Origin of the sequence: Marinobacter sp. (genome assembly GCF_039977835.1) — a bacterium.
Lineage (GTDB): Bacteria > Pseudomonadota > Gammaproteobacteria > Pseudomonadales > Oleiphilaceae > Marinobacter.
This window is the reverse complement of sequence record NZ_JBDWCL010000049.1, coordinates 1-19,421: the sequence shown is the minus strand read 5'-3', so window position 1 is coordinate 19,421 and position 19,421 is coordinate 1. Positions and strand designations below refer to the sequence as shown.

Sequence of the window (19,421 nt, the reverse complement as noted above, 5' to 3'; positions counted from 1 at the left end):
TGTATATTGTTGGCAGGTCCGTGAGGTTACCCTGACCTGCAGGCGACATTGTCGCCTGCAGAAAGCCAAGGCTTCCCGGGTTCAGCTCCGGGCCCACGGGTAACCGTTTTCGTCCAGTTCCGTCTGGTATTTGTTCAACAGAGACTGATACTCGTCCCATATGGCCTGACCATCAAGACCGGCCTCGTTCATGTCCTCAATCCAGGCTTTAACGTATTTATCCGATTCGTCAAACAGTTCAGCGCGATTCTCATCGGACCATTCAATGACTTCGACCTCATTGCCCAACTCACCAGTAGGCAGTTTTTCGATCACTTCCTGGTTGTCTGCAATTACCCTTTCGGCATAAAAGTCGACCATTTCCGAGCCAACTTCCCGCAACAGCTCCTGCTGCTCTCTTGTCAGGTCATCCCAGGTCCACTTGTTCATGACCATGGCAAAACCCGCAATCTGCCCCCAGTTCATCAACGCCACACTGGTGGTCACTTCCGGAGTCTTGAACGCCTGCATGGCGTAAAGGTAGCCACCAGAGCAGTCCACCAGACCGGTATCCAGAGCCTGATACACTTCGGAATAGATGAAGTTCACCATGTTTGCGCCAACTTCATCGAGAATCTTGGCGTAGATCGAGGAGGCGCGGACTTTCTTGCCAGCAAAATCCTCCAGCTTCTCGATTCGCACATCACCCGCACATTCGAACTGCATCGGACTGGTGGTGTAGTTGGTGACGTACACCACTTCGTTCTTCTCAAACTCCTGCTGCAACTGCTCGTTGGTCGTCATCAGTTCATACATGGCACGCATACCGACCCAGGAATCGGACTGTGGCACCGGAATATCGCCGACACTCAGGGCCCGCATTTTCTGAGGCTCATAGGCGGCCAGAACGGACCCCATATCCGCGGTTCCGGAGCTGACGCCACCCAGAATGGCACTATATTTGAGCAGCGCCCCACCCCAGTGAATGTCCAGCTTCATGTCGCCACCGGACTGCGATTCCAGCTGATCAGCGAAATACTGCAGTGCGTCTGCCCGTGCGCCCCGGTTTGGAGTTGCTTCAGCGAACCGGAACGTGGTCTCCGCCCCGGCATGGCCTAATATAGCAAGAGAGAGAACGGAGCCGACGGCCAAAGATTTCAGCGTTTTTTTGGTATCCATTGTTTGTATCCTCTTGTTTTGCGAATTGCGGCATGGCCGCCCATTCGTGATTCAAAGCCCCACCCCTGAGCCATTCAGCCTAAGGGCGGACCTGTCCATTAAATATCAGTTCTGCCAGGGGTAACCATTGGCCTCGAATTCGGACTGATACTGCTCGAGCAGTCCGATGTATGTGTCCCAGATCCGCTGGCCATCCATTCCTCTACGATTTGCGTCCTCAATCCAGCTATCACGGAATGGGAGCGTGGCTTCGAGAATCTTCTTGCGCTCTTCGGGCGCCATCGGGGTTACCGGAACCACCTTGCCAAAACCTCCATTCGCTAGGGTCTTAGCCACCTTCTCTGCATCCTCGATCGTCAGGCGGGCAAAGTGATCAATCATATTTGATCCGGCCTTCAGCATAATGGTCTGCTGTTCTTCATTTAAATCGGACCAGGCAAACTCGTTGATAACAATGGCAAAACCAAGAAGCTGCCCCCAGTCAACCCGGGTCACTGTTTCTACCACCTCATAAGTCTTGTAGGCTTTCATGGTGTAAAAGTAACTGGCAAGGCAGTCCACCAGGCCCGTATCCAGTGCCTGATAAACTTCACCGAAAGTCATGCTCACAGTGTCAGCACCCAGCTCCGCCAGCACGTTGGTATAGGTGCCGGTGGCCCGAACACGCTTGCCCTTGATATCGTCAACGGTGCGAATCTGGTTGCCCTCGGTACACTCGAACTGGACACCGGTTGTACTGAAGTTGCTGAGGTAGACCAGTGACTGACCGGCAAGCGACTCTTGAAGTTGGGACTCGGTGGTCATCAGCTCGTACATGGCTCGCATACCAACCCAGGGATCAGCGTATTCAAGCGGAATATCGCCAATACCTAGCGCTTTGAGCTCCTGAGGCTCATATGAAGAAAGCACTGAGCCAAGATCGGCACTACCCGCAGAGACACCACTCATGACGCCACTCCACTTGAGCAGCGCACCGCCCCAATGGATATCAACCTTGATGTCACCACCCGACAGGCGCTCAACTTCATCCGCATAAAACTGCACGGCTGCAGCGCGGGTGCCGCGATTAGGCCCTGCTTCTGCGTAACGCAGCACAACGTCAGCAGAGGCCTGGGTCGCCCCGGCTATCGCCAGAACAAAGCCGAAGGTCAGCGACTTGAATTTTGTTATCATGAGATTGCTCCCAGCATGGGGTTTTGTTTTTGTTGGGTGTGGCGGGTAACACGCATCCACCTCACAGAATCAAACTATCACCGCAAAGCAATATCAACAACGACCCATATTTTATAGAACCCTTGCCAGACAGGCATAACTTGGCAGACTTCAATCTGCCTGAACACCCTCCTCATTTTCGCCACCCAGGACATAGCGAAAGGTTCCCTGGCCGGTCGCGACCAGAAGCTCTTCACAAGTAATTCTTCCTTCGACGAAAAATATCTTCCTGCCGCGGCTGACTACCTCAGCTTCGACCTGCACCACCCCTGCTTGCAATGGATTCATGAAATGGGTGTTAAGCGATATCGTAATGCAACGCCTGACGTTACCGGGCACCGAACAGTATGTTCCGCAAAGCCCTGCGGCACTATCCAGCAAGGACACAAATACCCCACCGTGAACAAAACCATTCCGATTGAGATGACGCTCCGTCATCTCTGCGGTAATAACGGCTCGACCAGGCTCCCAATCCGTTACCGAAAACCCGAGAACTTCCCGAAAACCGCTCATATTTGAATCTTCAAACTGTAAGTTTGCGTCACTCATATTACTCTCACAATCTGTTGGCCGTGAATGATGTCGCCACGGTTATCCTTTTTTATTAATCCGGATTGCCAGATGACAAAGAACGGATGCTCAACGCTATCACTATGCCTGCATTGGCACAGTTATAATTTATCTATACTTTCCATGCTGATCGGATATGCCAAAAGTCAGGATTAAACAGCAATTTCGGGTTACTTTTAAAAACTGATAAAAGTCCACAAATCGTCACAAGGCAATAACATCCGGAGTCGCCATGGCTGATATAGAACATGAGATAAACAACAACATTCTGACCATTACTTTGAACAGACCTGACCGTCTCAATGCGATGAGCAACGAGATGCGCGGGGAGTTACTCCGACTGCTTACAGAACAGGCCTCAGACCTGAATGTTCGCACCGTTGTGATCCGCGCCAACGGCCGAGGATTCTGCACCGGTGCTGATGTCCAGCCGGATGAAATCCTCGGCCGTCGCGCAACCATTGGTGATCAGGTGGAAAACGGAATCAATCAGGTCATCAGGCGGCTTACCAGCCTGCCGGTGCCTGTCATAGCTGCCGTCAATGGTCCTGCTGCAGGCGCCGGCGTGAGCCTTGCCCTTGCATCTGATCTTATGTTGGTGAACCAGGATGCAGCATTTCATATTTCCTTTGCCCGTATTGGCGCAGTCATGGACGGGGGCAGCTCCTGGTTTCTGACCCGTGCCCTCGGCGCACGACGTACAGCAGCACTGGCACTGACTGGCGGCATCTTCGGGGCAGAAGAGGCACTCGCCTGGGGGCTTGCCCACAAAGTGGTGGACAATGATCGGCTCTGGGGGGCAGCCGAAGAGTTGGCCGGCGAACTGGCATCCGGACCGACCACAGCTCTCGGCCTGATCAAGAAAGAGGTGGCGATGGCCGCCACATTGGATCTCTCTTCCACACTTAGCCTGGAAGCCGAGTACCAGCAAACGGCCTTCAACACCGAGGATTTCGCCGAAGCTATCGATGCTCGTCATCACAGGAGACGGCCGGCATTTCGCGGATACTGACCCCCTGAAAAGCCCAGGAGGCCGCATGCGTGCCAGAAGTATGGCAACCTCAGATTTTGCGGCCCGCCTGCTGCCAGTATTTGTCACGGAGCCGACGTTTGAAGATCTTGCCGGAGTCCTCCCGGGGCAAATCCTTGCCAATCTCGATGGTCCTGGGAACCTTGAAACCGGCCAGGTGTTCCCGCAGATAAACCCTCACCTCATCAACGGAAATATCCCCCTCGTTTTCGACCTCCAGCACTGCCATCACTGACTCGCCAAACTCTTCATCGGGCACCCCGAACACAGCACAATCCTTGATGCCCGGATAATTGTGCAACGCTGATTCGATTTCTGCCGGGTATATGTTAACCCCGCCCGAAATCACCATATCCTTGGCGCGGTCCGCAATAAAGAGAAAGCCATCCTCATCCATATAGCCCATATCACCGGAGGTTATGTACCCGTCCTGATCGATTTCTTCCCGCGCTTCCGGCCTGCCGTTATAGGTGAAATCATGAATAGGAAAGCGGGAGTAAATCTCACCAATAGTGTTAGCAGGGAGGATATTTCCCGCTTTATCAAGAATCCGGACATCCGCCTCCGGTACAGTTTTGCCAACACTGCCTGGCTTCGCCAGTGCCTGTTCTGAGTTGCAGGCCACAACCGCGCCCGACTCTGTGGATCCGTAGAATTCGTTGATCACCGGTCCGAACCAATCGATCATCTTCCGCTTGATATCCGGCGGACAAGGTGCTGCGGCATGAATGATGAATTCCAGCGTGGACAGGTCGTACCTGTTGCGGACGTCCTCCGGCAGCTTGAGCAGGCGAATGAACATGATCGGCACCATCATCGCTGCAGTAAGCCGGTACTCCTCAATGAGCTTCAATACACCTTCGGCGTGAAAACGCGGCACAATCACCAATAAGTCGCTGATCTTGGATGCCTGCATGGCGTAACCATTGGGCGCACTGTGGTAAAGCGGCCCCGGCACCATGCAGCGGGCCTTCGGAGCACACCCGTAAACCCGGGACCGAAAATCGCGCATCCGGGCCGCCTTCTCTTCATCAAGGGCAATCCGGCGAACTCCCTTGGGGTGACCGGTGGTACCCGACGTATACAGCATGGATGATGGCCCTATCTGTGCTGGCTCAGAAATAGGCGGCTGGGCTTCGAGCCACTTGTACCAGCTGGTCTGTCCTTCCGGAATCGTGCAGGCGTGGACATCCAGACCAAAGGCTGAACGGAGATCTTCGTGGGTTTCAACCACAAGACACGTCACACGTTCGGGAATGGCGTCATGGATGGCCCGCCATAGATCGGCATGAATGATCAGCACCTTCGCGCCACAATCATTCAGAATATAGGTGAGCTCTTCACCCGCCAGATGCCAGTTAATGGGGACAGCATAGGCACCGACATAGTTGGCAGCGTGATTAGCGGTCAGAAACGGTATGTCGTTTCGCATGAAGATGCCGACACAGTCTCCAGGCTCGACTCCCAGACCTTTCAGGCCTGCGGCTGCGCGGCGGACATGTTGCTGGAATTCCTCGTGGGTAAGGTGTCTGCTTCCACAGACGATACCTTTGAAGGTTGCTTTGTCTATCGTTGTATTACTCACTATTAATCTCCTGTAACCAGCCCGCCACGTCCGTTCAGAGTGACGACTTCAACGGCCAGTAAACTGCGGTTTACGTTTTTCATTAAAGGCGCTAACCCCTTCGACCCAATCCTCTGCCATGACAGTTGCGCCAAAGGTTTCTGCTTCGGACTGTAACTGCTGTTCCAGAGAGTTCTCGGACGACTGAAGGATCAATTGTTTGATGTTGCCGTAGGCCTTGCTGGGCCCCTTAGCCAAACGTTCTGCCAGCTTTTGGGTTTGCTCCTCAAGGTCTGCCGCAGGTACTACACGATTGATCATGCCCATATCTCTCGCTTCTGCGGCGGTGAAGCGATCGCCAAGCAGGGCAATTTCCATTGCCTTCTTGGTCCCTACCAGGCGAGGCAGGTAATAGGTCGCACCACCATCCGGGCTACTGGCAATACGACTGTATGCGAGGGTAAAGAAGGCATCGTCGGAAGCAATCACCAGGTCACAATTGAGCGCCAGACTGATGCCAGCACCGGCTGCCGCACCAGATACGCTGGCAATGATTGGCTTGTTCAGCCGACGCATGGTGTACATGATGCCATTGAGATTGGTATGAATACGGTTAATGAAGGTCAGGCGCCTTTCTGCTGGTGTCAGCCTGGTGAATTCCATGAACGACTTGACGTCGCCACCTGCCATAAAGTGCTCGCCTTTACCACGCAAAACCACACAGCGAACGGCACTGTCCGACTCCAGAATCTGCAAAGTCGTCAACAACTTCTCACGCATCTCCAGCGACAGCGCATTCCTGACTTCAGGGCGATTCATCGTGAGATAGGCAACACCGCTCTTTTTTTCGTATAGCAGATGACTCATTTTCGGCTATCCATTTCAGATTTATTGAATCGGGATCTACTCAGCTGGCTACGGGCTTTTCGACTATGGCCTCAAGCTGTGCTTCGGTGAACCCCAGTGCACCTAACACGGCCTCAGTGTCAGCACCGTACGCCCGTGCTTCGTGGCGGACCTCCGGGGATGTTCTGCTGAACCTCGGAGCCGGAGCCGGCTGCATCATCTCACCAACCTTGATATAGGACTTTCGGGCAACGTTATGGGGGTGGCTGTGAGCCTCTTGCAGGTCGAGAACGGGAGCAAAGCAGATATCCGTGCCTTCCATGAGTTCACACCACTGGTCACGGGTTTTCTGAAGAAAAACACCGGCGAGTACCCGTTTTAGCTCGGGCCAACGTTCCCGGTTCAACTGGTCAGCAAACAACTCCGGCGACAAGCCGGCGACGTCAACCAGCTGGGCATAAAACTGAGGTTCGATGGCACCAATGGAAATGTATTTACCATCTCTTGTTTCATAAGTGTCATAAAAGTGCGCACCACCATCAAGCTTGTTGGTGCCTCGTTCCAGTGTATGGAGCCCCATGGCGTGGGCACTGTGGAACATGGACATCAGGACGGCAGACCCGTCAGTCATCGCCGCATCAATGACCTGGCCTTTGCCGGATTTCTGGGCTTCCAGTAGCCCGGCCACCAGACCCAATGCCAGGAACATACCGCCGCCTCCAAAATCACCCACCAGATTCAGCGGAGGTACGGGTTTTTCCCCGGCACGCCCCACTGCATTGAGCGCACCCGTCAGCGATATATAGTTAATGTCGTGACCGGCCGCATGGGACATAGGGCCGTACTGACCCCACCCGGTCATTCGGCCGTAGACCAGTTTCGGATTGCGGGCCAGACATTCATCCGGGCCAACGCCCAGTTTCTCCATCACGCCCGGACGGAACCCCTCGAACAGGGCATCAGCGCTTTCCACCAGCCTCAGTAACGCCTCAACGCCTGCCTCGCTCTTCAAATTCAGGGCGATCGAACGCTTGCCACGTCGACTGCAATCCAGCGCCACTTTCGACGCCCCGGCGCCAGGGCGCTCAACGCTGATCACTTCGGCGCCCAAGTCGGCCAGCATCATGCCGCTGAAAGGCCCCGGGCCAATACCGGCCAACTCGATGACCCGATATCCGTGTAATGGTCCCATTCCACCTCTCCATCGCCGCCGGTAGCCGGCGGAATTGTAATTTTTAACGGGTGATTACTGGCCCGAACTGGCCACAATCTTCTGGTCAAACAACCGGGCAATCTCTCCAGTGGACAGACTCAGGGTTTCGGCCAGAATTTCCTCGGTGTGCTCACCCAGTCGGGGCGCCGGACGTATAGGCCCTTGTTCCATCGAGGTGAAACGCAACGGGTGGTCGGGCATCAGATATTTGCCGATTCCGGGCTGGTCGACCATCTGGAAAAGCGGATTATCTTCAGAGCAGTCAATATCATTTTCTACAACTTCACGGATGGTCTGATACTTGCCCCAACAAGCACCCGCATTGTCCAGCTCCGTTGCCACCTGCTCGAAACGGCGTGCCGCAAACCAGGGCCGGAAAATCTCAGTGATGCCATCACGGCCCTGGTAGCGATCACCTTCCTTGCGGAAGTCCAGTCCCATTTGTTGCTGAAGCGCATTAATCTCAGCTTCAGTACCAGTCACCTCCACCAGCGCTCGCCACTGATTTGGACTGACCCCCACAACCATTACCCGCTCACCATCCTGGCACTGAAAATCGTGGCCATAGGTGCCGAAGATGTTGTTGCCAATACCGTCACGGTCAGCCCCGTTGATCATGGCCTCTGCGATATAACCAAGGTTACCCAGGGTAGCCATTGCAACATCTGCGAGCGCGATGCGGACCATCTGGCCCTCACCGGTTCTGCTGCGATGGCGTTCTGCCGCCAGCATGCCCAGGGCAATCTGCTGACCGGTGATCACATCCCAGGCCGGGAGCGGGTTATTCAGTGGCGGAATTTCGCTGCTTTTTCCCTCTCCTGTCAGTGCCGGAAATCCGACCTTGCAATTGACAGTGTAATCCAGCGCACCTCGGCCATGGCGGTCACCAATCAGGTTCAGATAGATAAGATCTTCCCGATATTCCCGCAGGCGGTCGTAGGACAACCAGCCCTTTGCAGGGAAGTTGGTCAGAAACAGTCCTGCTTCGTCACCGGGCTGGGTAATCAGGCGGGTCAGCAGCTCCTGACCTTCCGGGCGACGGAAATCCACTGCGATGGAACGCTTGCCTTTGTTAAGACTGTGCCAGTAGAGACTTTTCTGGTCAGCCGTAACCGGCCAGCGATTGTAGTCAATACCCCCGCCGATGGGATCAAAGCGAATTACGTCTGCACCCAACTGTGCCAGTGTCATTCCACCGGAGGGAGCAGCCACAAAGGCACTGCCTTCAACGACACGGAGTCCTGAGAGAATATTTTGCATGTTGTTTAAATCCTGACTGTCTGTGTGCTGGAAACAACGACCGATGTTGCTCACCGGCCAGAGGATCAGCCGGCTTCGGCGTAACCGTTGTTGATCACCACGACATCCCGCTCGATAACCCGGCAACGAAACGCCACCTGATCACTCTCACGCCAGATTTCGGTGCGAATGGTTTCGCCCGGATAAACGGGCGAAGAAAATCTGAGGCGAAGGCGATGGAGCCGTGCGGGATCGTAGTCACACACTGTTTTCAGAATGGCATGGGTGGCCACTCCGAAAGTGCACAACCCGTGCAGAATCGGCGCCTTGAAGCCAGCGGCTTTGGCAACTTCAGGTGAGGCGTGCAACGGGTTATAGTCGCCACAAAGCCGGTATATCAACGCGGACATTGGCAAGGTCGGAAGGTCACAAACCTCGTCCGGCTCACGCTCGGGAATCGGATCGGGCTTCGGAGAAGTCACGGAGGGGCCGCCAAAACCACCATCACCACGGGCGAGAGTGGTGATGATCAGGGTACAGAGGTCATCACCGGTGGCGACATCACGGACCGTGCGCTCCGACAGAATCAGGGCACCCCTACCCTCACCTTTGTCAATGATTTCATTCACTTTTGTTGTGGCTTCCACCGTGCCGGAAACAGGCAACGGTTTATGCATGATCATCTCCTGACCAGCATGAAGAATCTTGACCCAGTCAATCCCGGTATCCGGCTCTTTCGCCCAAAAGCCCGGGTAAGCCAATACGTTGGCCATGCTCGGCAACGCCTTGAGACCATCTTCGTAGACAAATTTGAGACAGTCCTCATCAAGGGGATCGATACCCATGCCGACACCCAGGGCATAAAGGATGGTGTCTTTCTCGGTGTAGGTGTGTTCGAGGCGCTCGAACTTGCGATTCATCAGCTTATCGTAATCGATAGCCACAGTGGCGCTCCTTTGTTGTTGCGTCAGTACCGGACAGGTGACCGGCCCCTCAAAGGCCGGCGCGATACTGCGGTGTCATATCCGGATCAGAACGGATCCCAGCTGAAGATATCGGCGGAGCGACTCAACGGGTAGAAGTCCGCTTCAAATGCCGGCAGTACACGGCTCAGCACGGTCTCCGGAGTCCAGCCATCAGACGTGTGGGCAGAGCGGAATGGGCGTGGCTGGCTGAACAGGAAGATCTCGTTGTTCCGAACACCGAAAATCTGTCCAGTAACATTTTTCGCCTCATCACTGCATAGTGACACGGCCAGAGTGGCAATCTTGTCAGGCGTCATCTGCTGAATTTTGGCAACGCGCGCTTTCTGCTCTTCACTATCAGTAGGAATACTGCCGATCAGGCGGCTCCAAGCAAATGGTGCAATGCAGTTAGAAGTTACACCGAAACGATGCATGTCCAGAGCCATTGACTTGGAGAGACCGACGACGCCCATTTTTGCAGCGGCATAGTTAGCCTGGCCAAAATTACCGATCAGCCCTGAGGTAGAAGTCATATTGACGAAGGTACCGCTGCCCTGCTCCCGGAAAATCGGGGCTGCCGCACGGCTGACGTTAAAGGTTCCTTTCAGGTGAACCGCCAGCACGGCCTCAAAATCGGCCTCGCTCATCTTGTGGAAAATTACGTCGCGCAGGTTACCGGCATTGTTGATTACACCATCGATGCGGCCAAACGTGTCAATGGCAGCCTGGATAATTTTCTGGCCACCTTCCCATTCAGTCACGCTGTCAAAGTTTGCAACAGCCTCACCACCGGCTTTCCTGATCTCGTCAACCACTTCCTGGGCCGGAGTGGAATCATTACCGGAACCGTCTGCACTGCCCCCGATGTCATTGACGACAACCTTGGCGCCTTTCTCGGCAAGCATCATTGAGGTCGCACGTCCGATACCACGCCCGGCACCGGTAACCACAATAACTTTATCTTCCAGAAGCTTCTTATCACTCATGACACCCTCCTACAGGTCTCTTACGAATTATTTACCAACATAGTTAACTGGCTCACCAGAAAGGTCCACCAGCCGCGGATAAGCCTTACATTCAGACGTTACTTACCAGGTTTCTTGCGATCACTTTGAGTGCCAGTGTCTCCTCAGCACCCTCGAAAATGGACAGCACACGGGCATCCAGAAAGTAACGGCTTACCGCAGTTTCCTCGGCATAGCCCATGCCACCATGAATCTGCATGGCTTCACGAGTTACCCATTCAGCTGCCCGACAGCTGAACAGCTTCACCAGGCTCGCCTCCATCTGGCCAGTCCCCTCATCCATCATTCGTGCTACCGCATAACTGAACTGGCGAGACGCCGTCAGGGTGGCCATAATGCGCCCCAGTTTCACCTGTGTAAGCTGATAGTCGCCTACAGGACTACCGAACACCTTGCGTTCGCGGGAGTAGCTCAGAGCCTTTTCAAACGCAGCCTGCATCACGCCCGTAGCCCTCGCTGCAGTCTGGATACGACCGCCGGCGAAACCGGCCATAGTAAAATAAAACCCTTTACCACGACCGCTCTCCTCTCCGATCAGACCATCAGCGGGAACGAAATAATCCTCAAAAAACACATCGTAGGAGTGCATTCCGCGATAACCCACAGTGGCAATCGCCTTACCCTGAATGACCCCACCTTGTGGTTGCTGGTGACGGAACTCATGGCCAGCTGCCGCAGGCTTCTCCACCAGAAACAGACTCAACCCCTTGTGCCCCAGGCTTGGGTCCGGTTCGGTGCGCGCCATCGCCAGTAACAGACTTGCCTTGCCAGCGAAGGTGCACCAGGTCTTGCTACCATTCAGTACCCAGCCGCCATCTACCGGAGTTGCCTTTAGCCCCAGCGATGCCACATCAGACCCAAAATTAGGTTCGGTAATGGCAATGGCGCAGAGGCTTTCACCGGAGGCAATCCTTGGCAACCAGGTTTCCTGCTGGGCCGCGGTGCCGCCTTGCAACAGGGACTTGGCAGCTATTTCGGGACGGGTAATCAACGACCCCGCTGCGCCCAACGATGCTTTGGACAGCTCCTCCGTAACCACAATCATGCCGAGACTATCGTCTCGATCATCTGGCTGTAGACCGCCGAACCTCTCAGGGATACTGATGCCGAAACAGCCCAGTTCCGCGGCCTGATTAAGGATCTCATCGGGGATGTCCAGGTCATGGCGATGAATCTTCTCAGCAACGGGAGCAACGACGTCCGCACCGAAACGGGCGAACATGTCACGAACCATCTCCTTGTCTTCATTGAGCAATGTAGGGAGCCTGCTGCTGCCACGCTCAGTAACGGCAGCGCCTATGGCTGCAAGAAATTCCGCACTACCATACCTGGCTCGCAGAACTCCCGTGGTGCTATCACAATACAGCCCAGACAGTTCAGTAATATCCAGCCCCAAATCAGTGGCACGCGCCACAAGACGTTGAAGTACCGAGGCTGCGGCTTCAGCGGTGAACGCGAGCGCGGTATCCACAGAAAGACTGTCTTCCTCCCCAGCATCGCGGGCGTAACGGCACACCTCACGGGCAGCGCCGAGCTCAGCCGTACAGAACGCCAACTCGTAGCAACTCAGCTGGTGCTTATCCAGCAGCCCTCCATCCAGCCAGCCATCAACGGTGCTGAACTCCTTGAGACTCTTCAGTCCCTGGCGAACAAACACGTCAATCGCGCTGATACTGTTATCGGCAAGTTCCAGGGCAGCAATCTGTTCACCGGCACTCATGCTCTACCTTCCTGACAGTGTGAATTAGGAGAAGCTGGCTGGGGGGAGGACCAGGTCGTCCCCGGGTGAGCCACGTTACTCATACCGGCCGATCACCGAAATACTGCAAATATTCTGGTGCGGAAAGCCACCCAGATTGTGATTCAGCGCCAGACGAGGATCCTTCAGCTGACGGTCGCCAGCCCTGCCATAAAACTGCAGATAGTTTTCGTAGATCATTCGCATCCCGGAAGCGCCGATCGGGTGCCCAAAGCACTTGAGGCCGCCATCAATCTGGCACGGAATTCGACCGTCTGCATCAAAGTCACCATTCAGCACATCCCGAACGGCCTGCCCTTCATCTGACAGCTGCAAATCCTCCATCGTGACCAGCTCAGTGATCGAAAAGCAATCATGGACTTCGGTCATACTGATTTCTTCTCGGGGTTTACGAACGCCAGCCTCATCATATGCACGCTGGGCTGCAATTCTGGTTGTTTTCAGGTAAGAACCATCCCAATTGCTGAAGCCAGCCTCGTCACCATTCGATGCCGCCAACTGCAAAGCTTTGACGGAGACTAGATCCGACTTGCCGAGGGCACGGGCAATTTCCGGTGTACAGACAATTGCACAGGCAGCGCCGTCACTCACACCACAGCAGTCAAACAGCCCGATGGGCTCTGCAATGTATGGCGCATTAATTGCTTGTTCCTCGGTAATCTCACGCTGAAGGTGGGCCTTTGGGTTCTTGGCACCATTGGCATGGCTCTTCACGGAGATGTGAGCCATGGCACGCTTCAACTCAGCCTTGTCGACACCGTGTTTGGCGCGATAGCCACTGGCAAGCTGGGCAAAGGCGCCGGGCGCTGAAAGGTTGGGCCAGTACATATCGTTTTCAACACCCCGGGTACGCTGAGGCAGGCCTCCATAGCCAACGTCCTTGAGTTTCTCCACACCGAGCGCCAGGGCGATATCGCAGGCACCCGAGGCCACAGCGTAAACCGCGCCGCGAAATGCCTCTGTACCGGTTGCACACATATTCTCCACCTTGGTCACCGGAATGTTCGGCAACCGCAGGGCAATGGACAGCGGCATGGCGCTGGAGCCGACGTTGAAAGCATCGATACCAGCACCGAACCAGGCCATTTCAATTTTGCCCTTGTGGACACCCGCATCTGCTAGGCTTTCTTCAAACGCCTCGGACATCAGGTCAGCAGGACTGGCATCCCAACGCTCACCAAACTTGCTACAGCCCATCCCAAGGATCACTACCTTATCTTTGATTCCACTAGCCATTGTTATTCACCTGTATTCGCTGCGTAAGTTATTGCTGAGCCGGGGTAGCTTTCCAGAAGTACTTCCGGAAGCCCCGCTGGTTATCGAACTGACGGATACGGAAGTGCACGGAAACCTCAACACCTGCATCTATGGCATCAGCCTCAACTTCCGTAAAGTCCATCATCAGACGACCACCGCCCTCGAACTCCACCAGGCCGAAATAGGCAGGAGGATTCCAATCGAACGTCAGGCGGTCAGCAGTCCAGGTCATCACGCGTCCCTTAACAGCCGACATCGGGTGATCGTCCTGGCTATCCAGGGCGCCACACTCAGGGTTAACGCAGTATTTTTCCTTGGGAATCTGAATCGTCCCGCATTCACGGCACTTGCCACCAATAAACCCGGTCAGCAAGTCCTTCCGCCGATACATGGCGGCCAGATAACTCTGCTTATCCAGTTCACCGCGCTTACCGACGTCACGATCAACCAGATTATTGAAGCTTAGGAACCTGTTGTAGTTTTTGTCTTCACGACGGCGGGCAAGGGCGCCACTGAAACCGGTTTTTGGTCGCCTGCCGGCAATAGCATCGGTAGCCCTGAGCAGCACGGCATCCGTACCCTGACCAAAGCCTGTAAGCAGGATCAGGTCACCGGCTTTTGCCTTTTCAAGCACGTCGGTGAGCATAAGAACAGGCTGGGCTACTCCAGCCACCCCGACCTCACCGATGTGGTTGTCAGCGATGGCCTCTGCGGCAATACCAATCTTTTTTGCAACAGCGGCGGGAGTTCTGGCCTGATCAGATGCCAGCACGAAATGAGCGATCTCGGACGCCTTCACACCAGTCTTCTCCAGCAGACGGGATACCGCCAGCGGGACGCTCTTCATATAGCCTTCATCACGGATCCAACGCTCTTCCCACTCGTAATCAATGGTGGAATCCTCACCGCGATAGTGGTCCACAAAATCCGTTACGTAGGTTTCACTACCCAGGTATTCAGCAATCACATCGTCATCGCCAACCGCAACAGCTGCCGCACCATCGCCCCACAACATTTCGGCACGGGACCCGCACTTGCTGCGACGATGCTCAGAGGCCAGCAATAGTGAGTTACCCTTGGCACGACCGGACTCCAGCATGGTGATCAGCGCTGAGGTTGCAGCACGCTGTGAAGCAGCCACATCCATCGTGCGCAGGTGATCGCCAAGATTCAGGGCCTGACTGACCACAACCGAGTTCTGCCGATCAAGGAATGGCAGCGTGGTCGAGGCGAGATACAGTGAGCTGACAGAACGTTGATCCAGAGCGGACAAACAATCCTGGCCGGCCTCGACAGCCATGGTGATGGTGTCTTCATCCCAGTTACAGACGCTACGCTCGCCTTTGGCGAGACCACGAAGACTGGCATCAAACCAGTCGTTGGCATCAGCAATAGCAGACTTCAACAGGCGAGTTCTGGGAATGTAGGCACCGTATGCGGTAATACCAGACATGGGATTTCCTTCCTTTCTTGATTACAGAACCGGCAGCCAGCGGCTGCCGGTCTGGCCAGTTTGAATACCGATTTAAAGAGAGCGCGCTATAACCAGCTTCATGATTTCAGAAGCACCACCATAGATTCGGCGAACCCGTGCATCGACGAACATGCGGGAAATCGGATACTCACACATGTAACCGTAACCACCGAATAACTGCAGACACTTGTCGACCACCACTCCCTCATTCTCGGTGGTCCACAGCTTGGCCATTGCACCCTCTTCCGCAGTCAGTGTGCCCTCGTCGCATTTCCTGATGCACTGGTCGAGGTAGGCCCAACCCACTTCCAGATTAGTCTTGATTTCGGCGAGTGTGAACTGGGTGTTCTGGAAATCTGCCAGTGCCTGACCAAACATCTTGCGCTCTTTGACGTATTCGTTGGTCAGATCAAAAGCACGCTGTGCTTCAGCCTGGGCACGGCAAGCGATAGTAATCCGCTCCCGGGGTAGCTCGCGCATCATCATGGCAAAACCCTCACCTTCCTGACCCACCAGGTTGGTTACCGGCACACGAACATCCTGGAAAAACATTTCGGAGGTGTCTGCAGCCTTTTGGCCGATCTTGTCCAGATTGCGACCACGCTCGAAACCTGGACGGTCGGCTTCCACGATGATCATGCTGATGCCGTGGGCACCTTTGCCCGGACCAGTTACACAAGCCAGCAGCACAAAGTCAGCATTCTGGCCATTAGTGATATACGTTTTCTGCCCGTTAATAACATAGTCATCACCATCACGAACAGCAGAAGTACGGATCGCCTTGAGATCACTGCCGGCGCCAGGCTCGGTCATGCCAATAGAGGCAATTGCCTCGCCGGTCACCATTTTTGGCAACCACTTACGTTTATGATCCTCGGAGCCGGCGTTCATCAGATAGTAAGCAACGATGTCAGCACTCACGGAGAAACCAACGCTGGCACCACCTATGGCATAACCCGTTTCTTCTGACAGTGCCATGTTATAGAGGAAATCCGCGCCAGGCCCGCCGTACTCTTCCGGCACGCCACAGCAAAGAAATCCGTGCTCGCCAGCCTTACGCCAGAAAGCCCTGGGCACAATGCCATCGCTCTCCCACTGCTCGATGTTTGGCTCAAGCTCTTCTCGGAAAAAGCGGCGAGCATTCTCGCGGAACAGCTGGTGGTCGCTACCGTAAATAGAACGATTATGCATAACTTCAACCCTCTTGATTACTTTCAGTCGCGATTTGGTCGCGATTAATTACGAAGCTCAATTAACCCTGCGAAGAAGTCGCAAAGCCGCGTTCCGCGGGAGTAGCCAGATGCAACCAACCGTACCAGCAAGAAAAATCTACAACAATTATATACTTTTTATACCATTCATCACTTTTTGGCATAGCATTGCTGATCAACAGGAACTAGGTCGGACCCATAAAAATAATATAGAGTAGGGAGGACTAATAATTAGTTGTTATGGGGAAATACACGTCCATGCCATTCAATCTCAACATCGACCTACGCCAGTTGAACACCTTCCTTACGGTCGCCGACACAGGTAGCTTCAGCCGCGCCTCTGAAAAGTTGTTTGTGGCCCAGCCTGCGTTGAGCCGACAGATCCGGATGCTAGAGGAAGCTCTCAACGTAGAGGTTTTCGTGCGCCACGGCCGAGGTGTGGTACTTACTGCTGCAGGAGAACTTTTATACGAAAGAGCTCGGATGCTTCTTCAAAGCCTGGAGCGAACCCAAGCCGATGTAACTGCAGTTGCGGGCGAAGTTACGGGCCAGGTAATTCTGGGACTACTACCTACCGTCGCCCATACTTTCTCCGGTGCAACCATTGAGGAGTATCGCAAACGCTTCCCTCAGGTAACTCTTGCAGTGAAATCTGCCATGAGCGGGACCCTGCAACAGATGGTGCTACAACACAGACTGAACCTCGCCATTACCTACAGCCATCACGGCAGCCAGAAGAATCTGCGCTACCGCCCGCTGATCGAGGAGCGCTTTTACCTTATATCACCCCCTAACACCAAGGTATCCAAGCTCTCCGAGATTACTCTGGATGAAGTCATGGATTTACCACTCGTGCTTCCAGAAGAAAAACATGGCTTGCGGGTTCGGATGGAGAAAGAGGCGGCAGAGCGCAATAAATCTCTCAACCTCGCACTAGAAGTCAGCGCCTGGCCAATGCTCACGGACATGGTACGCCGGGGCCTGGGTTACAGTATCCTTTCGTCAGCAGCCGTTCACGATATGACAACAAGATCCGAAGTGGTCGCCATTCCCATAACCTCCCCTGAAATTAGCAGGACCCTGGCGATTGTCACCCCGATGGACCTCCCGTCTTCAGTGGCCACTCTCAAACTGGCACAAATCATGATGCAGCAAGTGGCAATCCAGGTTCAAGCCGGAACGTGGAATGGCAAATTACTGTTTGACCCAAAAGAAATTAATCCTTCCAATCAGCCCCTTAATCTGCTCTCGGATGCCTGAAGAAATCATGGAATGAGAGCACCCACCGTTAAACCGCCCCCAAAATATAACAGCAAGGCATAGCTAGTATAAAATATAGATAATTGTTGGTGAGTTTATCCACTGCTAATTTGCAAACGCTCTCTGACGGAGAAAGACAATTTCGAAAGTACGTCAGTCAGGGTTAGTCTGGATAGATTGCGACTACGCCAACAATAATCTTTGGAGATGAAGATCCTATGCCTAACAATAAATTATCTACAGCCATAAAACTGGCTACAGTCACTATGGCATTGAGTGTCGCCGGACAAGCCGCAGCGATTGGATTTAATGCTGGCGATGCGACAGTCGATATTTACGGCTACGCACGACTCAATGCCTCCTACGATATAGATGAAGATATCAGCGTTGCTACCGGCACCCGCTCACCCGCTCAGGTGATTTCAGTAAAGTGAACACCGGCGCGGCAGAGGATAACGAAGTCTCCGGTCATTTCGGTGCCGACGCAGTACAGTCACGCCTTGGTGTTCGTACGACGCTTCCGAATGATGTAAAAGTCACCGTCGAAGGTGATTTTCGAACCAGTACCAGCACCGTGCGCCTGCGGCATGCTTTCGGCGAGTATAAGAACTGGTTGATGGGGCAGACCTGGTCAAACCACACAGCGTTCACAGGAGCTACCTCGGTGCTGGAGTTTGACGGCGTAGCGGGCAATGCGGGCCTATATAGCCGCACCACTCAAGTCCGTTACACCACTGGGGGTCTATCACTGGCGGCTGAAGATCCGAAAGCGAGCATCACTGATGGCCCTGACGCAGTATCAACCAAACAAAGCATCCCGACCTTTACTGCTCGATATACTGGCAAGTCCGGGCCGTTGGCTTTCTCCACGTCTGCATTGATACAGCAGGTTGGTTATGACACTGGGACTCAAGACGATACAGCAATGGGTTTTGCTGTCTTCGGTTCGGCCAAGTTCAACGTCACTGACACGGTCAGCCTCCAAGGCAACGTCAATTACACCGACGGCGCCAACGGTTATCTCTGGCGTTCAGGAACCAACTACTACGGTGAAGACGCCTATGTGGATTCCAGCGGAAACGTAGAAACTCTCACTGGTTACAGCGCCAATATTGGCGCTAGCATCAAGGCGGGGCCGGGGGATTTCAACATTGTTTATGGCCTCACCACCATGGACTGGGATGATGCTGTCGATGATGGCCTGGCCGTTGGGAACAAGCACGAAACCAACAGCAATGCTTTTGTTAACTATCAGTGGAGCCCGGTGACAAACATCAATCTTGGAGTTCAGTACGGCTACTACCAAGTGGAAAAAGTAAATGGTGACGATGGCGATGCGAGCCGCGTCATGTTCGCTGCGCAATATAATTTCTGATCAAGTCTAGCCTATCGTAAAGCCCGGATAGCCCTACTGTCCGGGTCTTTTCTTACTGATGCAACCCCACAGTCACAAAGGATTTCGTCTCTCGCGCTGGGAAAATGGAGAAATGAATGAAAGTTCTGGTCGCTGTAAAACGAGTTATCGACTACAACGTGAAGGTGCGCGTCAAGCCGGACAACACCGGCGTTGATCTCGCCAACGTCAAAATGGCAATGAACCCATTCTGCGAAATCGCTGTTGAAGAAGCGGTTCGCCTG

17 protein-coding genes and 1 pseudogene are annotated in these 19,421 nt (G+C 54.1%); 5 read left to right on the top strand and 13 right to left on the bottom strand.

Features of this window, described 5'->3' with window-relative positions; genetic code table 11:
• Nucleotides 1-81 precede the first annotated feature (81 nt).
• From ABJM11_RS15400 to ABJM11_RS15390, 3 genes are all read right to left on the bottom strand, one after another.
• Complete coding sequence (locus ABJM11_RS15400; RefSeq protein ID WP_348293836.1) at nucleotides 82-1,158, bottom strand: C4-dicarboxylate TRAP transporter substrate-binding protein; 1,077 nt, start codon at nucleotides 1,156-1,158, stop codon at nucleotides 82-84.
• Nucleotides 1,159-1,263: 105 nt separating this feature from the next.
• Nucleotides 1,264-2,331, bottom strand: a complete 1,068-nt coding sequence (locus ABJM11_RS15395; RefSeq protein ID WP_348293835.1) for a C4-dicarboxylate TRAP transporter substrate-binding protein — start codon at nucleotides 2,329-2,331, stop codon at nucleotides 1,264-1,266.
• 150 nt (nucleotides 2,332-2,481) lie between these two features.
• Entirely contained in the window at nucleotides 2,482-2,919 is a 438-nt protein-coding gene (locus tag ABJM11_RS15390; protein WP_348293834.1) for a PaaI family thioesterase, read from the bottom strand.
• Nucleotides 2,920-3,172: 253 nt separating this feature from the next.
• Between ABJM11_RS15390 and ABJM11_RS15385 the strand changes: the two genes are divergently transcribed.
• Nucleotides 3,173-3,952 (top strand): enoyl-CoA hydratase-related protein, encoded by a 780-nt coding sequence (locus tag ABJM11_RS15385; RefSeq protein WP_348293833.1) that lies wholly within the window; start codon nucleotides 3,173-3,175, stop codon nucleotides 3,950-3,952.
• 49 nt (nucleotides 3,953-4,001) lie between these two features.
• On the opposite strand, the gene ABJM11_RS15380 is transcribed toward ABJM11_RS15385, so the two are convergent.
• The 10 genes from ABJM11_RS15380 to ABJM11_RS15335 form a co-directional block, all read right to left on the bottom strand.
• Entirely contained in the window at nucleotides 4,002-5,555 is a 1,554-nt protein-coding gene (locus tag ABJM11_RS15380; RefSeq protein ID WP_348293832.1) for an acyl-CoA synthetase, read from the bottom strand.
• A 48-nt stretch (nucleotides 5,556-5,603) separates the two neighbouring features.
• Entirely contained in the window at nucleotides 5,604-6,401 is a 798-nt protein-coding gene (locus tag ABJM11_RS15375; RefSeq protein WP_348293830.1) for an enoyl-CoA hydratase-related protein, read from the bottom strand.
• A gap of 40 nt (nucleotides 6,402-6,441) precedes the next feature.
• The gene (locus ABJM11_RS15370; RefSeq protein ID WP_348293829.1) at nucleotides 6,442-7,572 is read right to left on the bottom strand and encodes a CaiB/BaiF CoA-transferase family protein; all 1,131 of its coding nucleotides are present in this window, start codon (nucleotides 7,570-7,572) and stop codon (nucleotides 6,442-6,444) included.
• Nucleotides 7,573-7,626: 54 nt separating this feature from the next.
• A complete protein-coding gene (locus tag ABJM11_RS15365) occupies nucleotides 7,627-8,853 on the bottom strand; it encodes a CoA transferase (protein WP_348293828.1) in 1,227 nt (408 codons plus the stop codon).
• Nucleotides 8,854-8,918: 65 nt separating this feature from the next.
• Complete coding sequence (locus ABJM11_RS15360) at nucleotides 8,919-9,776, bottom strand: MaoC/PaaZ C-terminal domain-containing protein (protein WP_348293827.1); 858 nt, start codon at nucleotides 9,774-9,776, stop codon at nucleotides 8,919-8,921.
• 86 nt (nucleotides 9,777-9,862) lie between these two features.
• Nucleotides 9,863-10,783 carry an SDR family NAD(P)-dependent oxidoreductase gene (locus ABJM11_RS15355; protein WP_348293826.1) on the bottom strand — a complete coding sequence of 307 codons (921 nt, stop codon included), beginning with the start codon at nucleotides 10,781-10,783 and terminating at the stop codon, nucleotides 9,863-9,865.
• Nucleotides 10,784-10,874: 91 nt separating this feature from the next.
• Nucleotides 10,875-12,542: an acyl-CoA dehydrogenase family protein gene (locus ABJM11_RS15350; RefSeq protein WP_348293824.1), complete on the bottom strand. Its 1,668-nt coding sequence runs from the start codon at nucleotides 12,540-12,542 to the stop codon at nucleotides 10,875-10,877.
• Nucleotides 12,543-12,617: 75 nt separating this feature from the next.
• Nucleotides 12,618-13,817, bottom strand: coding sequence for an acetyl-CoA acetyltransferase (locus tag ABJM11_RS15345; protein WP_348293823.1), 1,200 nt, complete (start codon nucleotides 13,815-13,817; stop codon nucleotides 12,618-12,620).
• 28 nt (nucleotides 13,818-13,845) lie between these two features.
• Entirely contained in the window at nucleotides 13,846-15,291 is a 1,446-nt protein-coding gene (locus ABJM11_RS15340) for a 3-oxoacyl-[acyl-carrier-protein] synthase III C-terminal domain-containing protein (protein ID WP_348293821.1), read from the bottom strand.
• 72 nt (nucleotides 15,292-15,363) lie between these two features.
• Nucleotides 15,364-16,503 carry an acyl-CoA dehydrogenase family protein gene (locus tag ABJM11_RS15335; RefSeq protein ID WP_348293820.1) on the bottom strand — a complete coding sequence of 380 codons (1,140 nt, stop codon included), beginning with the start codon at nucleotides 16,501-16,503 and terminating at the stop codon, nucleotides 15,364-15,366.
• Between the two features lie 278 nt (nucleotides 16,504-16,781).
• Here ABJM11_RS15335 and ABJM11_RS15330 point away from each other — a divergent pair, with 278 nt between their 5' ends.
• From ABJM11_RS15330 to ABJM11_RS15315, 4 genes and pseudogenes are all read left to right on the top strand, one after another.
• Entirely contained in the window at nucleotides 16,782-17,783 is a 1,002-nt protein-coding gene (locus ABJM11_RS15330; RefSeq protein ID WP_348293819.1) for a LysR family transcriptional regulator, read from the top strand.
• Nucleotides 17,784-18,001: 218 nt separating this feature from the next.
• On the top strand, nucleotides 18,002-18,217 hold the full coding sequence (locus ABJM11_RS15325; RefSeq protein ID WP_348293817.1) for a hypothetical protein: 216 nt from the start codon (nucleotides 18,002-18,004) through the stop codon (nucleotides 18,215-18,217).
• Nucleotides 18,214-19,158 carry a DcaP family trimeric outer membrane transporter gene (locus ABJM11_RS15320; protein ID WP_348293815.1) on the top strand — a complete coding sequence of 315 codons (945 nt, stop codon included), beginning with the start codon at nucleotides 18,214-18,216 and terminating at the stop codon, nucleotides 19,156-19,158. Before ABJM11_RS15325 ends, ABJM11_RS15320 begins: the two co-directional genes overlap by 4 nt.
• A 116-nt stretch (nucleotides 19,159-19,274) precedes the next feature.
• Nucleotides 19,275-19,421: pseudogene (locus tag ABJM11_RS15315) on the top strand (electron transfer flavoprotein subunit beta/FixA family protein); the annotation flags it as partial.

Bases quoted from the DNA above. Each gene is read 5' to 3' on its own strand.
- ABJM11_RS15400 (WP_348293836.1), bottom strand. From the start codon at position 1,158: ATGGATACCAAAAAAACGCTGAAATCTTTGGCCGTCGGCTCCGTTCTC.
- ABJM11_RS15395 (WP_348293835.1), bottom strand. From the start codon at position 2,331: ATGATAACAAAATTCAAGTCGCTGACCTTCGGCTTTGTTCTGGCGATA.
- ABJM11_RS15390 (WP_348293834.1), bottom strand. From the start codon at position 2,919: ATGAGTGACGCAAACTTACAGTTTGAAGATTCAAATATGAGCGGTTTT.
- ABJM11_RS15385 (WP_348293833.1), top strand. From the start codon at position 3,173: ATGGCTGATATAGAACATGAGATAAACAACAACATTCTGACCATTACT.
- ABJM11_RS15375 (WP_348293830.1), bottom strand. From the start codon at position 6,401: ATGAGTCATCTGCTATACGAAAAAAAGAGCGGTGTTGCCTATCTCACG.
- ABJM11_RS15370 (WP_348293829.1), bottom strand. From the start codon at position 7,572: ATGGGACCATTACACGGATATCGGGTCATCGAGTTGGCCGGTATTGGC.
- ABJM11_RS15365 (WP_348293828.1), bottom strand. From the start codon at position 8,853: ATGCAAAATATTCTCTCAGGACTCCGTGTCGTTGAAGGCAGTGCCTTT.
- ABJM11_RS15355 (WP_348293826.1), bottom strand. From the start codon at position 10,783: ATGAGTGATAAGAAGCTTCTGGAAGATAAAGTTATTGTGGTTACCGGT.
- ABJM11_RS15350 (WP_348293824.1), bottom strand. From the start codon at position 12,542: ATGAGTGCCGGTGAACAGATTGCTGCCCTGGAACTTGCCGATAACAGT.
- ABJM11_RS15345 (WP_348293823.1), bottom strand. From the start codon at position 13,817: ATGGCTAGTGGAATCAAAGATAAGGTAGTGATCCTTGGGATGGGCTGT.
- ABJM11_RS15340 (WP_348293821.1), bottom strand. From the start codon at position 15,291: ATGTCTGGTATTACCGCATACGGTGCCTACATTCCCAGAACTCGCCTG.
- ABJM11_RS15335 (WP_348293820.1), bottom strand. From the start codon at position 16,503: ATGCATAATCGTTCTATTTACGGTAGCGACCACCAGCTGTTCCGCGAG.
- ABJM11_RS15330 (WP_348293819.1), top strand. From the start codon at position 16,782: ATGCCATTCAATCTCAACATCGACCTACGCCAGTTGAACACCTTCCTT.
- ABJM11_RS15325 (WP_348293817.1), top strand. From the start codon at position 18,002: ATGCCTAACAATAAATTATCTACAGCCATAAAACTGGCTACAGTCACT.